This window comes from Streptomyces malachitofuscus, from assembly GCF_055571035.1.
The window spans coordinates 60,434-77,031 of sequence record NZ_JBVIGA010000015.1 but is presented as its reverse complement, the minus strand read 5'-3'; the positions used below and the strand labels follow the sequence as shown (position 1 = coordinate 77,031).

16 protein-coding genes are annotated in these 16,598 nt (G+C 71.5%); 5 read left to right on the top strand and 11 right to left on the bottom strand.

Translation table 11 applies throughout. The features are described from left to right. Positions 1-2 precede the first annotated feature (2 nt). Positions 3-1,256, bottom strand: coding sequence for an extracellular solute-binding protein (locus ACZ44S_RS22225; protein ID WP_466931618.1), 1,254 nt, complete (start codon positions 1,254-1,256; stop codon positions 3-5). A gap of 229 nt (positions 1,257-1,485) precedes the next feature. Between ACZ44S_RS22225 and ACZ44S_RS22220 the strand changes: the two genes are divergently transcribed. Further along, positions 1,486-1,701 carry a dodecin gene (locus ACZ44S_RS22220; RefSeq protein ID WP_466931616.1) on the top strand — a complete coding sequence of 72 codons (216 nt, stop codon included), beginning with the start codon at positions 1,486-1,488 and terminating at the stop codon, positions 1,699-1,701. A 12-nt stretch (positions 1,702-1,713) separates the two neighbouring features. On the opposite strand, the gene ACZ44S_RS22215 is transcribed toward ACZ44S_RS22220, so the two are convergent. Further along, complete coding sequence (locus ACZ44S_RS22215) at positions 1,714-2,223, bottom strand: phosphatase domain-containing protein (RefSeq protein WP_466931614.1); 510 nt, start codon at positions 2,221-2,223, stop codon at positions 1,714-1,716. A gap of 43 nt (positions 2,224-2,266) precedes the next feature. Here ACZ44S_RS22215 and ACZ44S_RS22210 point away from each other — a divergent pair, with 43 nt between their 5' ends. Continuing rightward, positions 2,267-3,289: an LLM class flavin-dependent oxidoreductase gene (locus ACZ44S_RS22210; RefSeq protein WP_466931612.1), complete on the top strand. Its 1,023-nt coding sequence runs from the start codon at positions 2,267-2,269 to the stop codon at positions 3,287-3,289. A 44-nt stretch (positions 3,290-3,333) separates the two neighbouring features. Here the strand turns inward: ACZ44S_RS22210 and ACZ44S_RS22205 are convergent, their stop codons facing one another. The 6 genes from ACZ44S_RS22205 to ACZ44S_RS22180 all read right to left on the bottom strand — a co-directional run bounded on the left by ACZ44S_RS22205 (position 3,334) and on the right by ACZ44S_RS22180 (position 9,596). Further along, the gene (locus tag ACZ44S_RS22205; protein WP_466931610.1) at positions 3,334-4,371 is read right to left on the bottom strand and encodes a DUF2382 domain-containing protein; all 1,038 of its coding nucleotides are present in this window, start codon (positions 4,369-4,371) and stop codon (positions 3,334-3,336) included. A gap of 103 nt (positions 4,372-4,474) precedes the next feature. Beyond that, the gene (locus ACZ44S_RS22200; protein ID WP_466931608.1) at positions 4,475-5,275 is read right to left on the bottom strand and encodes a lysophospholipid acyltransferase family protein; all 801 of its coding nucleotides are present in this window, start codon (positions 5,273-5,275) and stop codon (positions 4,475-4,477) included. Beyond that, the gene (locus tag ACZ44S_RS22195) at positions 5,272-6,051 is read right to left on the bottom strand and encodes a GNAT family N-acetyltransferase (protein WP_466931606.1); all 780 of its coding nucleotides are present in this window, start codon (positions 6,049-6,051) and stop codon (positions 5,272-5,274) included. The genes ACZ44S_RS22200 and ACZ44S_RS22195 overlap by 4 nt, the downstream gene beginning before the upstream one ends. Positions 6,052-6,226: 175 nt before the next feature. Next, positions 6,227-6,976, bottom strand: a complete 750-nt coding sequence (locus ACZ44S_RS22190; protein ID WP_466931604.1) for a succinate dehydrogenase/fumarate reductase iron-sulfur subunit — start codon at positions 6,974-6,976, stop codon at positions 6,227-6,229. Further along, on the bottom strand, positions 6,973-8,922 hold the full coding sequence (locus ACZ44S_RS22185) for a fumarate reductase/succinate dehydrogenase flavoprotein subunit (protein ID WP_466931602.1): 1,950 nt from the start codon (positions 8,920-8,922) through the stop codon (positions 6,973-6,975). The genes ACZ44S_RS22190 and ACZ44S_RS22185 overlap by 4 nt, the downstream gene beginning before the upstream one ends. A gap of 2 nt (positions 8,923-8,924) precedes the next feature. Continuing rightward, entirely contained in the window at positions 8,925-9,596 is a 672-nt protein-coding gene (locus tag ACZ44S_RS22180; protein WP_466931891.1) for a succinate dehydrogenase, read from the bottom strand. A 120-nt stretch (positions 9,597-9,716) separates the two neighbouring features. Between ACZ44S_RS22180 and ACZ44S_RS22175 the strand changes: the two genes are divergently transcribed. Then, the gene (locus tag ACZ44S_RS22175; protein ID WP_466931601.1) at positions 9,717-10,601 is read left to right on the top strand and encodes a LysR family transcriptional regulator; all 885 of its coding nucleotides are present in this window, start codon (positions 9,717-9,719) and stop codon (positions 10,599-10,601) included. Between the two features lie 207 nt (positions 10,602-10,808). On the opposite strand, the gene ACZ44S_RS22170 is transcribed toward ACZ44S_RS22175, so the two are convergent. The 3 genes from ACZ44S_RS22170 to ACZ44S_RS22160 all read right to left on the bottom strand — a co-directional run bounded on the left by ACZ44S_RS22170 (position 10,809) and on the right by ACZ44S_RS22160 (position 14,960). Next, entirely contained in the window at positions 10,809-12,950 is a 2,142-nt protein-coding gene (locus ACZ44S_RS22170; protein WP_466931599.1) for a putative bifunctional diguanylate cyclase/phosphodiesterase, read from the bottom strand. Then, positions 12,947-13,759 (bottom strand): SAM-dependent methyltransferase, encoded by an 813-nt coding sequence (locus ACZ44S_RS22165; RefSeq protein WP_466931597.1) that lies wholly within the window; start codon positions 13,757-13,759, stop codon positions 12,947-12,949. The genes ACZ44S_RS22170 and ACZ44S_RS22165 overlap by 4 nt, the downstream gene beginning before the upstream one ends. Positions 13,760-14,024: 265 nt before the next feature. After that, positions 14,025-14,960, bottom strand: coding sequence for an SCO0930 family lipoprotein (locus ACZ44S_RS22160; RefSeq protein WP_466931595.1), 936 nt, complete (start codon positions 14,958-14,960; stop codon positions 14,025-14,027). Positions 14,961-15,593: 633 nt separating this feature from the next. Between ACZ44S_RS22160 and ACZ44S_RS22155 the strand changes: the two genes are divergently transcribed. Both ACZ44S_RS22155 and ACZ44S_RS22150 read left to right on the top strand, forming a co-directional pair. Beyond that, the gene (locus tag ACZ44S_RS22155; RefSeq protein WP_466931593.1) at positions 15,594-15,731 is read left to right on the top strand and encodes a hypothetical protein; all 138 of its coding nucleotides are present in this window, start codon (positions 15,594-15,596) and stop codon (positions 15,729-15,731) included. Between the two features lie 36 nt (positions 15,732-15,767). Then, complete coding sequence (locus ACZ44S_RS22150; RefSeq protein ID WP_229853497.1) at positions 15,768-16,532, top strand: bestrophin-like domain; 765 nt, start codon at positions 15,768-15,770, stop codon at positions 16,530-16,532. The last annotated feature ends 66 nt before the right edge of the window (positions 16,533-16,598 follow it).

Genomic DNA, 16,598 nt, shown 5'->3' with positions numbered 1-16,598 from the left:
CCCTAGTCGAAGGCCAGGGCCTCGGTGATGCGGCGGGCGGCGCGCTCCGCCTCCGTGGCCGGGTCGGCTCCCGTGAGCACCTTCGTCATGTACGCCTTGATCGGGTTGTCCGCCTCGACCGCGCTCCACTGGGGTGTGATGGGGGTCGCCCGGCCCTGTGCGGCTCCGGCCGCCATGGCCGCGACCCCCTCCTCCCCGGCCACCGATTCGGCGAGGCCGGCCTTGTTGGGGACGTAGTTCATCGTGCGGGCCAGATCGGTGTTCCAGCGGGCGCCCGTGAGCGCGGCGACCACCTCCACGGCGGCGTCCCTGACATCGGTGTTCGCGGGGACGACGAGGTCGGACCCGCCGGTGAAGACGGCACCGGGTTTCTCGGCGGTCCTGCCGGGGACGGGGAAGTAGCCCAGCTTGTCCTCCAGGTCGGGATTCTGCTTGAGGATCGCCCGCGCCACTCCCGGGACGGCCACGATCTGGGCGACGTCGCCTTCGGCGAACACGCCCGCCTGCGGCGGGTGTTCCTCGTCGGAGTCGACCGGGCCGTCGCCGAGTGCCTGGAGCCGGCGGTAGAAGTCCATGCCACGCAGCGCCGCCGGGCTGTCGAGCGTGCCGCGCCACACTCCGTTCCGCTCCGTGGCGAGCTCTCCGCCCTCCTCCCAGATGAAGCCGGCGAGGGTGTACCAGTCCTGACCGGCCAGGTAGATGCCCTGGTCGCCACCGGTGTTGAGCTTCTCGGTGATGGTGAGCCACTCCTCCCGGGTCTTCGGCGGGGCGGTGATGCCGGCCTGGCGGAAGAGGTCCTTGCGGTGGATGACGACGCGGTTGGCCGCGTACCAGGGGATGCCGTACTGCTGTGACCCCCACTGGCCGGGCTCGGCGAGGCCGGGGAGCCAGTCGTCGCGGCCCCAGTCGCGCATGGACTCCAGGGTGAGGTCGAGCAGTCCGTCGCCCTCCGCGTACGTGGCGACCTGGGTGTTGCCGACCTCGATGACGTCGGGTCCGTCCGGCGCCTCGGTCTCCAAGGCCTTCTGCACCTTCTCGCCGATGCCGGTCCACTCCTGGATGCGGATGTCGAGGTCGAGCCCCGGGTGCTCGCGCTCGAAGTCGGCGGTGAAGCGCTCCAGATAGTCCTGCGAGGCGCTGTGCTGCATCAACCACACGGTGACCGTGCGCCGTTCCGTTGCGCTGTCGGACATCAGTCCGCAGCCACTGAGCAGGGAGGCGGACACGCAGACGAGGGCGAGCAGACGGCGTCTCACGAGGGACCTGTTTCTGTCTGACGGACAGGGCGGGGCCCGACGTGGGGGGCGAGCGGAAGCTCGGGCGGGTCTCCAGCATCTTGGTATGGACCAATGCGTGAGGTCAAGGCCGTCAGGTGAACGGTGCCGACGCCTCGCGCTCCGCCGCGCGGTAGGGCACGGTGGAGTGACGTGTGACACAGGCGGTGCGCCGTGCAGTCGGGCGGCCGCCGGGGAGAGGAGCAGCAGCATGTCGGACCACACCTACCGGGTCACGGAGATCGTCGGCACCTCACCCGAAGGCGTCGACAAGGCCGTACGCAACGGCATCGAGCGCGCGTCGCAGACGCTGCGCAATCTAGACTGGTTCGAGGTGACCCAGGTGCGCGGCCAGATCGAGGACGGGCGGATCGCGCACTGGCAGGTGGGACTGAAGGTCGGCTTCCGCCTGGAGGAGACGGACTGACCCCGCCGGGGCTCAGGTTCGCCCTTCACGCTCCTGAGCGTCCTTCAACTCCCCGGACGGGGCCGTCCAGCGGGCCTGGACGACGGTGAAACCGGCCCGCCGGGCGTCCAGACAGACGAGTTCGTCGTCGTCCACGAGCATGCGGATCTCCCGGGTGCGGGCGAGGCGGCGCAGGATCGCCAGCTTGGTGTGGCGGGCGGGCCGCCGGTCGGCGTTGCCCCGCATGTACACCTCACCCTCGGGCAGCCCCTGGGCGGCGAGCCAGTCCACTGTGTCGCGCCGGCAGCCCTCGGGCCGCCCGGTGAGATACACGATCTCGCACTCCCGCGCACTCCGGCGCACCAGCGCGATGCCCTCGTCGAGCGGTGGGTCCTGCGGGGCGGCGGCGAAGAAGGCGTCCCAGTCGCGCGGCCTGCGCTCCAGGAACCGCTGCCGGTGCGCCGTGTCGGCGAGGGTGTTGTCGAGGTCGAACACGGCCAGCGGCCGCTCGTTGCGGTCGGTCACATCCCTCACCTTAGACATCCGCCGGGCGGAATCCTGAGGGCCGCCGGGTGTTGAACCCGGTATGGGTTCCGTCATCGCCTCGGTCCGCTTCTCCGTCCTCGACCGTTCCCGCACGCGTGAGGGGCACACCGGCCCCGAAGCGCTGCGGGACACCGTCAGCCTGGCGCGGGAGGCGGAGCGGCTCGGCTACCACCGCTTCTGGGTGTCCGAGCACCACGGGGTGCCCGGGGTCGCCGGTTCGGCGCCGACCGTGCTGGCGGCGGCCGTCGCGGGGGCGACCCGGACGATTCGCGTGGGCACCGGCGGCGTCATGCTGCCCAACCACCGGCCGCTCGTCGTGGCCGAGCAGTTCGGGGTGCTGGAATCGCTGTTCCCGGGCCGTATCGACATGGGGCTGGGCCGCTCGGTGGGCTTCACCGACGGGGTGCGCAGGGCGCTGGGCCGCGACAAGGGCGACGCCGACGACTTCGCCGCCCAGCTCGACGAGTTGCTCGGCTGGTTCCGGGGCACCTCCCCCACCGGGGTGCGCGCGCGCCCGTCCGAGGGCCTGACCGTGCCGCCGTTCGTGCTGGCCATGGGAGAGGGCGCCACGATCGCGGCCCGCGCGGGCCTGCCGATGGTCGTCGGCGACCTCCGCGACCGCGACCGGATGCGGCGCGGCATCGACCGCTACCGCGCGTTGTTCCGCCCCTCTCAGTGGGCGAGCGAGCCGTACGTCGTCGTCTCCGGCACGGTCGCGGTGGCCGCCACACCCCGGCTGGCGCAGCGGCTGCTGGTTCCGGAGGCCTGGTCGATGGCGTACTCCCGAACGCACGGGACCTTCCCGCCGCTGCCGCCCGCCGAGCGGGTGGAGACGCTTTCCATGACCGCCAGGGAGCGGGGCCTCTACGAGTCCGGGCTCGCCGGCCAGCTCGCCGGCACCGAGGAGGAGGTGGCGCACGAACTGGAGTCGGTGCTCAAGGACACGGGCGCGCAGGAGGTGCTGGTCACCACCAGCACCTACGACCGGGAGGCGCTGCTGGACTCCTATCGGCGGCTCGCCGCGATCGCGGGGCTCGAGGACAGCAGTGCGACGCGCCGGTGACGGAGCACCGGCGCGTCGTACGGGTGGACGCCGAGGGCGAGGGCCTACTGCCTCCCCTTCCTCGGGTCACGGCCCCGGCGGCCGGTGTCCTCGTCCATCTCCGTCTCGGCCTCGATGCGCTCCTTGCGGACCTGCCCGCGCACCGTCTCCTCCGTCTGCTTCTCCTCCGTGGTCATCCTGACCCGCTCCACCGGAACGGTCTCCGTCGTCACGACGGGGCGCTCCTCGTGCAGGGTGACCTCGTGCTCGGCCTCCGAGATCTCCGGGCCCGCCATGGCCTCGTCACGGTTGGCGTCCGTGATCGGCTCGCGCTCCACGCGCACTTCCTCGTGGCGCACGGGCACGGTCTTCTGGACCTCTTCGGTGACCACGTACTTGCGCAGCCTGGCCCGTCCGCTCTCGCGCCGCTCGACGCCGACGTGCATCTGCTCCTCGGAGCGGGTCATGGCGTCGTCACGCGCTCCCGTGCGGGCTTCGCCGCGGCGGCCCGTGGTGCCCGCGGTTCCTGCCATGCCCGCGGTTCCGGCGGCCCCCGCTGTTCCGGCCGTTCCCGCTGTTCCGGCGGTGCCCGCTGTTCCGGCCGTTCCCGCCCTGCCGGTGCTGCCCGGCGCGCCGGCTCCCCGGGTGGTGTCGCCCCGGCGCCCGGCCGTACCGGCCGCTCCCGCGGCTCCCGCGGCTCCCGCGGCTCCTGCCGCGCCCGCGGTACCGGCCGTGCCCGGGCCTCCGGACCGGTCGCCCTCGCCCGGTTCGGCCAGGACCGAGTCCCAGTTGATGCCGTAGTACTCGTACAGGCGCTGCTCCTCGTCCACCGAGAGGTGGCCGCCCGCGTCGATGTCCACGTTGGGGGCGTTCTTGATCTTGTCCTTGCGGTACGGGACCTCGAGGTGGTCCTTCACCAGTGCGGCGTCGCGGATGGGCACGAACGACTCGTTGGAACCGAACATGCCCGTTTTGACGGTCACCCACTCGGGGCGTCCGCTCGCGTCGTCGAGGAAGACGTGCTTCGCGTCGCCGATCTTGTTGCCGTCCCCGTCGTACACGGGGTGATCCAGGAGGATCGAGATCTCTTCGCGGGTGATCATCTTCCATCACCCTCCCTTCGGGGCTCGCTCCTCTCCGGTTCTCCTGATCAGCTCACGGAAAACAGTACAAAAGCCACAAAAGGCACTGAATTTTCCACAGTGCTCACTGATGTCCACCGCACGCGTGGGTCGCTGCAGCCTCCGGCTGTGCCGCGCGGGCCAGTGCCCGGCGATCACGGTGACGTCCGGGCGGGATGAGGGCCCGCACATCGACCTCGGCGGTCAGCCCACGGGCCGAGACCACCCGCCACAGCGAGGCGAGCAGGGTGTCCTCGCCGACAAAGGCGGCCGCGGTGGCCGTTCCGCCGAGCGGCTCGCGGTAGCGGATGCGCACCGGCTGCACCGGGACCCCGGCGTCCAGGGCCGCCTGGAAGACCGCGCGGCGGAAGGTGCCCCTGGCCCGGCCGCACCAGGTGCTGCCTTCCGGGAACACCGCGACCGCCGCACCGCCGCGCAGCACCCCGGTGAGGGCGGCGACCGTGTCGGGCAGCGCGCGCAGCCGGCCGCGGTCGATGAACAGCACGCCCCCGCGCGCGGCCAGCGCCCCTGCCACGGGCCAGCGGCGTATCTCGGACTTGGCCAGCATGCGGGCCGGGCGCACCGCTGCGAGCAGCGGTACGTCCAGCCAGGAGATGTGGTTGGCGACGAGCAGCAGTCCGCCGCTGGGCGGAGCGGCCCCGGCGACCCGGACCCGCACCCCGGCGGCCCGCACCAGGCACCGGCACCAGCGGCGCACCGCACCCGCCGGGATCCAGCGCCCGAACGGCAGCAGCACGATCCCGCCGACCAGCACCAGCCCGACCGCCGCCAGCCGGAGCACGGCCGGCGCTGCCACCGCCGCGGGCGCCGTGCGGACCACACAGCGCCGCGGGGTGCACGGCGCGCCCGGCAGCCAGGCGCTCATCCGGCGGGGACGAGGGAGAGGAAGTGCCGCAGATAGCGGGGGTCGACCCGGTCCATCGGCAGCAGCACATAGAGGTCGGCGACACCGAACGCCACGTCGTGCGCGGGCTCCCCGCAGACCCAGGCGCCGAGCCGGAGGTAGCCACGTAGCAGGGCGGGCAGCCCGGCGGCGGGTGCCGCCGCGGGACCCTCGTGCGGCGGCAGCCAGGGCAGCAGCGGGCGCACCCGGTACTCCTCGGGCGCGAGGTGCCTGGCCCGCACCCGGCGCCAGGCGGCGGAGGCCGGCGCGCCCCCGTCGGCCAGCGGGAGGGAGCAGCAGCCGGCCAGCCAGGCGTGTCCGTTCTCGGTCATGTAGCGGGCGATACCGGCCCAGATGAGTCCGATGACCGCGCCGTCGCGGTGGTCGGGGTGCACGCACGAGCGGCCGACCTCGACGAGGGACGGCCGTATCGCGGCGAGTCCTGACAGGTCGAACTCGCCCTCGGCGTACAGCCGTCCCGCGATCGCGGCGCGTTCCGGCGGCAGGAGCCGGTACGTTCCGACGACCTGCCCGCTCGCCTCCTCGCGCACGATCAGGTGGTCGCAGTAGGCGTCGAAGGGGTCGACGTCCAGACCCGGCTGGGAGCCGGACAGCAGGGCACCCATCTCCCCCGCGAAGACGTCGTACCGCAGCCGCTGGGCGGCCCGCACGTCCTCCTCGTCGCGGGCGAGGGTGACGGTGTAGCGGGTGGGGGTGGCGGGATTCGGTGGGTGGTCGACGGTCAGCACGCCGGTCATGGCTCTCTCCTGGTCACGCGCGGAGCGGGGATGGGGACACCCCCTGTTCTTCCGACCGGGGTTGGCTTGTGCGTGACCGGAGCCGGGAGCACGGATGTGGAAATGCTGAATGCCAGGAGCGAAAGCGCGACGGGGCCGGGAGGAGCACCTCTCCCGGCCCCGTCCGTCCGCGGAGCTACCGCTTGCCCGCCTTGCGGGCGGCCCGCAGCCACTCCCTGTTCATGCCGGTGATGGAGGTGAGCGGGATGCCCTTGGGGCAGGCGGTGGCGCACTCACCGGCCAGCGTGCACCCGCCGAACCCCTCCTCGTCCATCTGCGCCACCATGTCCAGCACCCTGGTCTCCCGCTCCGGCGCTCCCTGCGGCAGCACATTGAGATGATTGATCTTCGCGGAGGTGAACAGCATCGCCGCACCGTTGGGGCAGGCCGCGACGCACGCCCCGCAGCCGATGCACTCCGCGTGCTCGAAGGCGAGATCGGCATCCGGCTTCGGCACGGGCGTGGCATGCGCCTCGGGCGCGGAGCCCGTGGGCGCCGTGATGTATCCGCCGGCCTGGATGATGCGGTCGAAGGCCGACCGGTCGACCACCAGGTCCTTGACGACGGGGAAGGCGGACGCCCGCCACGGTTCGACGTCGATGGTGTCGCCGTCCTCGAAGGACCGCATGTGCAACTGGCAGGTGGTGGTGCGCTCGGGCCCGTGGGCGTCGCCGTTGATGACGAGCGAGCAGGCGCCGCAGATGCCCTCGCGGCAGTCGTGGTCGAAGGCGACCGGGTCCTCGCCCTTGAGAATGAGCTCCTCGTTGAGGGTGTCCAGCATCTCCAGGAAGGACATGTCGGGTGAGATGCCGTCCACCTCGTACGTGGACATGGCGCCGTCGGCGTCGGCGTTCTTCTGCCGCCAGACGCGCAGGTTGAGCTTCATGCGTAGCTCCGCTGGGTGGGGTGGACGTACTCGAAGACCAGGTCTTCCTTGTGCAGGACGGGAGCCTCGCCGGTGCCGGTGAACTCCCAGGCGGCGGCGTAGGAGAACGCGTCGTCCTGGCGGGCGGCCTCGCCGTCCGGGGTCTGGGACTCCTCGCGGAAGTGACCGCCGCAGGACTCGGCGCGGTGCAGCGCGTCGAGACACATCAGCTCGGCGAGCTCCAGGTAGTCCACGATGCGGTTGGCCTTCTCCAGCGACTGGTTGAACTCCTCACCGGTGCCGGGCACCTTGATCCGCCGCCAGAACTCCTCGCGGATCTGCGGGATGCGCTCCAGGGCCTTGCGCAGCCCGGAGTCGGTGCGGGCCATGCCGCAGAACTCCCACATGAGCTCGCCGACCTCGCGGTGGAAGGAGTCGGGGGTGCGGTCGCCGTCGACCGACAGGAGCAGGTTGAGCCGGTCCTGGGTCTCGGCGAGCACCTCCTGCACCACCGGGTGGTCGGCGGTCACCTCCTCCTGGTGCGGATTGCGGGCCAGGTAGTCGTTGACGGTGGCCGGGAGGACGAAGTAACCGTCGGCCAGGCCCTGCATCAGCGCCGAGGCACCGAGCCGGTTGGCGCCGTGGTCGGAGAAGTTGGCCTCGCCGATCGCGAACAGCCCCGGAACGGTGGTCTGGAGGTCGTAGTCGACCCACAGGCCGCCCATCGTGTAGTGCACGGCCGGGTAGATCCGCATCGGCACCTCGTACGGATCCTCGTCGGTGATCCGTTGGTACATGTCGAAGAGGTTGCCGTACTTGGCCTCGACCGCCTTGCGTCCCATCCGCTTGACGGCGTCGGCGAAATCGAGGTAGACGCCCTGGCCGCCGGGGCCGACGCCACGGCCCTCGTCGCAGACGTTCTTGGCGGCGCGGGAGGCGATGTCGCGGGGCACGAGGTTGCCGAAGGAAGGGTAGACGCGCTCCAGGTAGTAGTCGCGCTCGTCCTCCGGGATCTGCGCGGGCGGGCGGGTGTCGCCCGTGGCCTTCGGCACCCAGATGCGGCCGTCGTTGCGCAGCGACTCGCTCATCAGCGTCAGCTTGGACTGGTGGTCGCCGGTGCGCGGGATGCAGGTGGGGTGGATCTGGGTGAAGCAGGGGTTGGCGAAGTACGCGCCGCGCCGGTGCGCCCGCCAGACGGCGGTGGCGTTGGAGTTCATGGCGTTCGTCGACAGGTGGAAGACGTTGCCGTAGCCGCCGCTCGCCAGGACGACGGCGTCCGCAAAGTAGGTGTCGATCCTCCCGGTGATCAGGTCCCGGGCGACGATGCCGCGGGCCCGGCCGTCGACGACGATCAGGTCGAGCATCTCGGTGCGCGGGTGCATCTCGACGTTGCCGGCGGCGATCTGCCGGCTGAGCGCCTGGTAGGCCCCGAGTAGGAGCTGCTGGCCCGTCTGGCCGCGGGCGTAGAAGGTGCGGGAGACCTGGACGCCGCCGAAGGAACGGGTGTCGAGCAGCCCGCCGTACTCGCGGGCGAAGGGCACGCCCTGGGCCACGCACTGGTCGATGATCTCGACGGAGATCTGCGCGAGGCGGTGGACGTTGGACTCACGGGAGCGGAAGTCGCCGCCCTTGACGGTGTCGTAGAACAGGCGGTGGATCGAGTCGCCGTCGTTGCGGTAGTTCTTCGCCGCGTTGATGCCGCCCTGCGCGGCGATGGAGTGGGCGCGGCGCGGGGAGTCCTGGTAGCAGAACTGAACGACGCGGTAGCCCTGTTCGGCAAGCGTGGCACCGGCCGAGCCGCCCGCGAGGCCGGTACCGACGACGATGACGGTCTTGCCGCGCCGGTTGGCGGGATTGACCAGCTTGGCCTCGAAACGGCGCTTGTCCCAGCGCTCGTGGACCGGGCCGGCCGGGGCCTTGGTGTCGGCGACGGGTTCGCCGGTCGTGTACTGGGTGTAGGAAGTCATGGTCAGCTCACCACTCCGGTCATGACGCCCACGGGTACGGCGATGAAGCCGGCCGTGAGCAGCAGCGCGAGGGCATTGGCGGTGGTCTTGAGGGCGCGGTCCCGGGTGCGGCTGCCGGCGCCGAGGGTCTGGGCGGCGCTCCAGAAGCCGTGGCGGATGTGCAGGCCGACGGCGAGCATCGCGACGATGTAGATGACGTTGCCGTACCAGGTGGAGAAGGTGTCCACGACGTTCTGGTACGGCTTGCCGGTCTCGAAGCCGCCGGAGTGCACGGTGCCGGTGGTCAGGTCGAGGATGTGCCAGACGATGAACAGCGCGAGGATGATGCCGCCCCAGCGCATGGTGCGGGTGGCGTAACTGGCGCGCGGCTTGTTGTGCACGTACTTGCTGGGGCGCGCCTTGATGCCGCGGCGGCTGAGCTGGTAGGCGGAGACGGCGTGGGCCACCACGGCGACGACGAGGACGACGCGGATCAGCCACAGCGTCCACTCGTAGTGCATGAAGGGTTCGCCGACCGTGCGCAGCCAGTGGGCGTAGTGGTTGAACTCGCCCGCCCCGAAGAAGATCTTCAGGTTCCCGATCATGTGGGCGACCAGGTACAGCAGCATGATCAGGCCGCTGACCGCCATCACTGTCTTCTTGCCGACGGTCGAGTCCCACACGGTGCGTGCCATGGACGGCCGTCGGTCCGTCCGCGTTGCCAGAGCCATGTCACCAGACGCTAGGGCCGGAAGGCCCCATCGGTCCAAGACATGGTCCGGCTCGATTCGATAGGGGGTGCCTATGATGGGCCCATGCAGTTCCAGCAGCTCCAGTACTTCGTGGCCGTTGCGGAGACCAGGCACTTCACCCGGGCCGCCGAGCTGGTGCACGTCGCACAGCCATCGCTGTCGCAGCAGATCAGGGTGCTGGAGCGGGAGCTGGGGGCCGATCTGTTCCGGCGGGCGCGCGGGAACATCACGCTGACCGACGCGGGCGAGGCGCTGCTGCCGCTGGCCCGGCGGATCCTGGCCGACGCGGACACCGCGCGGCACGAGGTGCAGGAGGTCGCGCAGCTGCGGAGCGGGCGGGTGCGGCTGGGGGCCACGCCGAGTCTGTGCACCGGCCTGCTGCCGGATGTGCTGCGCGCGTTCCACGACCGGTATCCGGGGGTCCGGCTGCTGATCGAGGAGGGCGGCTCGCACGATCTGGTGCGGGAGCTGGCCCGCGGCGCGCTCGATCTCGCCCTGGTGGTGCTGCCGCTGCCGACGCCGTCGCCCGCGCTGACCACGGTGGAGCTGCTGCGCGAGGACCTGGTGGTGGTGTCGTCACCCGACGTCCCCCGGCCGGGGCGGGGCCGGCGCACCGTGCACGTCGCCGATCTGGAGGGCGAGCGGCTGGTGATGTTCCGGCACGGCTACGACCTGCGGGAGCTGACGGTCGCGGCGTGCCGGGCGGAGGGGTTCGAGCCGGAGTTCGCGGTGGAGGGCGGGGAGATGGACGCGGTGCTGGGATTTGTGCGGGCGGGGCTGGGGGTGGCGGTGGTGCCGCGGATGGTGGCCGCGCGGTCGGGGCACGGGTTGCGGGTGACGCCGCTGGCTCGGCCCGGTCTGTACCGGGCCATCGCACTGGCGCACCGCAGTGACGTGGCTCCGCCGCGGGCGGCGCGGGAGCTGCAGCGGATGCTGCTGGAACGCTGAGGCCCCGGGGGTGCCGGGAGTGTTCCTCGCCCCCGCCGCCCCTGCCCGTCCCGTCCTGGGGGCTCCGCCCTCAGACCCCTTCGCGCCCATGCGACGGAGCCGCACATCGACACAGCCCCTCGCCCCTCAGGTGACGCCTCGGAGCGGCGCTGCACACCTCAGGGGCGCGGGGAACTGCGCGGGCAGCCACAGCGTGCCCGCACCTGTTCAGCCCGTCGCGTCGACGAGGGCGAGTTCGTGGAGGCGGTCCGGAGGGCCCGGTCGGGCGTAGTACCAGCCCTGGGCGGTGTCGCAGCCGAGGATGCGGAGCTGTTCGGCCTGGGCGCCCGTTTCGACGCCTTCCACGGTGACCGCGAGGTCGAGGCTGTGGGCCAGCGAGACGATCCCCTCGACGATCTTCAGGTCGACGGGGTCGGCCGGGAACCGCTGCATGCTCTGGGTGAAGGAGCGGTCCAGCTTCAGGACGCTCACCGGGAGGCGACGCAGGTTGGCCAGGTTGGAGTAGCCGGTGCCGAAGTCGTCGAGGGCGATATCGACGCCCATCTCGGCGAGCCGGCGCAACGGCTTCAGCAGGTCGTCGTCGGCTCCGATCAGCGCCGACTCGGTCACTTCCAGGCACAGCGCGTCGGGGGTCACGCCGGTGCGCTCCAGGATCTCCACCGTGTCCTGGACGAGACCGGGGTGGGTGAGCTGGCAGGGCGAGAGGTTCACGTTGATGCGCAGCGGGCCGAGCGACTCGCCCCCATGGCGGTCGCGCCACTCGCGGGCCTGGAGCACGGACTGCTCCAGCACCCAGCGGCCCAGCGGCACGATGAGTCCCGTGTGCTCGGCGAGCGGGATGAACCGGTCCGGGGAGAGCACGCCGTGCTGCGGGTGCAGCCAGCGCACCAGCGCCTCGGCGCCCCGGACGCTCCCGTCGCCGAGGTGGACCAGTGGCTGGTACTCAATGAAGAACTCGCCCCGGTCCAGGGCCGTGGGGAGCGCCGTGGTGAGGCCGTGCCGGGTGATGGCGCGGGCGTCCGCCTCGGGGTCGGCAAGCTCGAACCGGTTGCCGCCCGCCGACTTGGCCCGGTACATCGTGATGTCGGCGCTGCGCAGCACCTCGGCCGCGCTGCGCTCCCCGGCCGGTCCCTCGACGATGCCGATGCTGCCGCGCACGGTCAGTTCCCTGCCGTCGACGCTGATCGGGGCGAGCAGCGCGTTCATGATGCGGGCGGCGAGCTCGTCGACCGTGCGCTGGGTGTCCGGGCCGGTGGTCAGGGCCACGAACTCGTCGCCGCCGAGCCGGGCCACCATCTCGCCGGGCGCGGTGGCGCAGGCCTGGAGCCGGTCGGCGACCTCGACGAGCAGCCGGTCGCCGGCCGCGTGCCCGAGGCTGTCGTTGACGGTCTTGAAGCCGTCCAGGTCGAGGTAGCACAGGCCGAAGCGCCGGCCCTCGCCGGCGCTCAGTGCCTTCTCCAGGCGTTCGAAGAAGAACGTGCGGTTGGGCAGCCCGGTGAGCGCGTCGTGCGTGGCCTCGTAGCGCAGCCGGAGGTTGAGCAGCCGCCGCTCGGTGGTGTCCTCCATCAGGGCGAGCTGGTACTGCGGTTCGCCGTCGGCGTCGCGGAGCAGGGACACCGTCAGATTGGTCCACAGGACCGTTCCGTCCGGGCGGTGGTACGCCTTCTCCAGGTGGTAGTGCTCGCGCTCACCGCTCACCAGCTCCTCGTAGAGCCGCCAGGTCTGCGGGGCGTCGTCGGGGTGGACCCAGTCCTTGACGTTGCGGCTGCGCAAACCCTGCTCGGACAGACCGAACATGCGCCGCAGCGCACCGTTGACCTGCAGGACGTTGCCCTCGAGGTCGGCGATGCCGATGCCTATGGCGGCACCCTCGAAGACGGCGCGGAAGCGGGCCTCGGTGGCGTGCAGCGCCTGCGCCACCACGCCCTGGGCCTCCAGCGCGGCCTGCGCGATGGCCTCCTGTTCGGCCAGCGTCCGCTCGCGCAGCGCCTGCGCGAACCCCGCGGCCATCGCGTGCTGGAGCCTGGCGCTGCGCGCCCTGAGGTGCTCGCGGTCACCGTCCTCTCCGCAGTACAGGACGAGGTAGGCGTCCACGCAGTCCAGGGTCCGGCTGAGCGCCTCCGGGTCGGTGCAGTGCTCCGCCACCAGCGCCGCGCCGGCCTCCTTGCCCGCGTCCGCGTCGAAGGACCTGGCCCGCAGTGCCTCGCTCAGCCGGCGGGCCAGCGGCAGCAGCCGGGCCTCGAACTCCGGGCGGGTCGACGAGGTGGAGGTCACCGGGAAGACCGCCCGGCTCCAGATCGTCGCGAAGCGGCGCAGTCTGTCCTCGGGCCCGTCCGGTTCCGCGCTCACGCCGTACGCCCCACGCCCGCGAAACCGGAGAAGGCGTAGGGATCCTCGTCCTCCGGTGCGGTGTCCGGCCGCCACTGCGGCATCGGCACCAGTCCGGGTTCCACCATGTCGTACCCCTCGAAGAACCGCGCGATCTCCTCGCGCGTGCGCATGATCAGCGGGTTGCGAATGTTCTGGTACACGTCCACCGCCCCCTCGGCCCGCTCCGGCGGCAGCGGGACGCCGTCGTACGAGGCATGGGTGAGCACGAGCATGCTGCCGGGCGCGAGGGCCTCGCGCAGTTCGGTCACCGCCCCGTAGGGGTCGTCCGCGTCTTCCACGAAGTGAAGTATGGCAACGAGAAGCAGCGCCACTGGCCGATTCAGGTCGATCAGTCGCTGCACTTCGGCACTGCTCAGGATTTCCCGCGGCTTCCGGAGGTCCGCGGCGAGGATGTCCGCCCGGTCGTTGCCCTCGAGAACGGCCTGGCTGTGCGCCACGGCAACGGGGTCGTGGTCGACGTACATCACGCGGGCGTCCGGGTCGGCCGCCTGGGCCACTTCGTGAACGTTGCCGAACGTCGGAATGCCGGAGCCGATGTCCAGGAACTGGGTGATGCCCTCGGCCGAGGCGAAACGCACCGCTCGCCGCATGAACGCCCGGTTCGCCTGCATGATCTTGGGCAGCCCCGGCATGAACTCCATGGCCTTGCGGGCCGCTTGCCGGTCGACCTCGAAGTTGTGCGAACCGCCCAGGTAGTAGTCGTACATCCGGGAGACGCTGGGCACCGTGACGTCGATGCTCCGGGGAGCCCAGGCGGGACGCTCCATGTATCTCTCCAAGGCGTAGGCGATCCGGTGTTCGAGCAGAGGCTACTGATCGCCCGCCAATGGAGCGACCCCAAACGGAAATTGACCATCCGTTCCCGGTCACTGCCAGTGGCACGTGCCGCATTGGCATATCCACATCCGTGACAAGAAGTGTCCGCGGGAATCCGGAGAGTTCCGACACGCAAACGGTCCGCCCCTCCGCGGGCTGCGGAGGGGCGGACACGGGCCGGCGTCATCCGGAGTGGACGACACCCTGGGGAGGTTGCTACTTCTCCGAAGCGCCGACCGGCTTTCCGTCGGGGCGTACGGCGTACCAGGTGCCGCCGACTCCCTGACCGTTGGTGTCACCGGGAGCCTTGTCCCCGGCGAAGGTGTAGATGGGCCAGCAGTTGATCGTCTGCTGCTCGGCGCCGTCCGGGCGGGTGAAGGTCATGTAGCCCTTCTTCTGGATGCCCTTGGTGTCCTTGAAGTCGACCGGCGACACCACCGGCCACTTCTCCAGGCAGGCGCCGGTGCAGGCCGACACGGGCTTCGGCCACGCCTCGTCCTTCATGAACCGGTAGACGGTCATGCCGTTCTTGTCGACGACGATCTCACCGAGGTCGGGGTCCTGGCGGGTGGACAGCCCGGCCTGGTCGGCCGCCTGCGCCTTCTTGCCCTCGGGGTTCAGCGCGTACCACTTGCCGCCCACGCCCTGGCCCTTGACGTCACCGGCGTTGACGTCCTTGACATAGCGGTAGGCGGGCCAGCCGGCGACGGTGAGCTGCTTGGTGCCGTCGGCCCGGGTGACCTCGCCGAGCAGCGACTTGTCGATGCCCTCTCCGGCCGAGGCGTCGTCGGCGGGCACCGGCGGCCAGGTCTTGGCGCAGTCGCCCTCGCAGTTGGACTTGGGCGGTTCGGCGGTGTCCTGGTCGAAGCGGTACAGGGTCAGACCGAGGTTGTCGGTCACGACCTTGCCCAGTTCGGCGTTGGTGGAGACATTCAGTTCGCCCGCGGTGTTGGAGGGGCTCGCGGCGGCCTGTCCGCCGCCGCTCGCCTTGTCGCCGCCGCTGCCCGCGTTGCCGTAGTCCCCGGCCGCGGCCGTGGCACCCACGTTCTGGCTGGAGGCGGGCGGCGGGGCGTCCTGACCGCACGCCGTGGTCAGGGACAGCACCGCCGCGGCGCTCGCCACCAGTGAGGCGGTCCGCCAGGAGGTCTTCATCGTCAACTCCACATCATCGCCAGGGTCTTGCAGCGCCCTGTGTGCCGCCGCTCGACGATGGGTACGCACGGAGGCACGCGTTGTGTTCAACCGCGGCCCGGATTTCTTTCATTAACTCCTTCGGGGCAATCGCCCCGGTCCCGTGCGTGAGCGGGCGGCCGGCGACTCATGATCCTCGTCGTGCAACCACTCGTACCGACCCAATCCCGCATCACGGCAACCGCGTTGGCCGCGACGGCGCTGGTCTGGGCGCTCGTCGGCGCGCCCGGCGCGGCGGTGGCCGACGCCTGCGCGTACGCCTCGACGGGACCGGGCGGCACGGAGGCGGTGGCGGTCGCGGGAAGCCTCACCTGGACGGATCCCCCGCCCTGCGTACCGCCTCCCCCGTCCCCGACGCCCACTCCCACGCCCTCTCCGACCCCGCCGCCTCCGCCGCCGCCCGAGCCGACCACGCCTCCCCCGCCGAGTCCCAGCCCGACACCGGAGCGGCCCCCGCCACCCCCGCCCGCGGCTCGTCCGGCGCCGCCCCCGGTCCGCCCGACACCGGCTCCCCCGCCGCCGCCTCCGCCGCCGCGCCCCGCGCCGCCCCCGCCACCGGCCCCGGCGCCGTCCGAGCCGGAACCGGAGCCGTCCGTGACGCCCGTGCACTATCCGCCGTACCGCGCGACCCCGGACCGGCGGCCCTCCGGCGGCGCCACGTCGCCGCTCACCTTCGTTCTGCTCATCACGACGCCCGCGGTGGTCGCCGTCGCCGCGCTCCGCCCGCGCTGACGCACCACCCGGTCCGATCCCTTCTGGAGGCACCTCTTGCCGGAATGGCTTGTTCTCACTCTCGCGATGCTCGCCGCGTGCGTCGTCGTGGTGGTCATCACCCTCGTACGGCACCGCAGGGCGGCCGACGACGAGGACCCCAGCGAGACCCCGGACGTCATCGAGTACATGACCATGTGGATCGGCGTGGTGTACGCCATCGTCCTGGGTCTCGCCATCGCCGGCGTCTGGGAGGGGCGCAGCGCCGCCCAGGAGCACGTACGGGCGGAGGCGGTCGCCCTGCACGAGATCACCGAGCGGGTACGGGTCTATCCCGCCGAGGTGCGTGACCGCATCCGGGACGATGTCAACGCCTATGTCGGACACGTCGTCACCACCGAGTGGCGGACGATGGCGGAGGACGGCGAGGTCACCGAGCGAGGCGCCGAACTGCTCGACCGGGTCCGCCGGGACGTCACCGACTACGAGCCGCGGACGGACTTCGAGGCGCAGGCCTACCAGCCGCTGGTCGACCAGGTGGCCGCCGCCGACGAGTCGCGCAGCGCACGGGCCGAGTCGACCGGGGAGACCATGCCGGGCGTGGTGTGGTTCGGACTGGTGGCCGGCGCCGTCATCACCATCGGGATGATCTTCGCGCTGCAGATCCGGCGCACCAGCCGGGAGATGATCCTGGCCGGGCTGTTCTCCGCGCTGATCGCCTTCCTGCTCTTCCTCATCTGGGACTTCGACGCCCCTTACAGCCGGGGCCTCGCCGCGTCGGCCGACCCGTTCCTGCGGCTGTTCCCGCACATCGAGGGCTGAGCCCCCGGACAGCGCTCCGCCCCGGATCCGGCGGGATCCGGGGCTCGGCCTTTCGAGCAGGTGCGA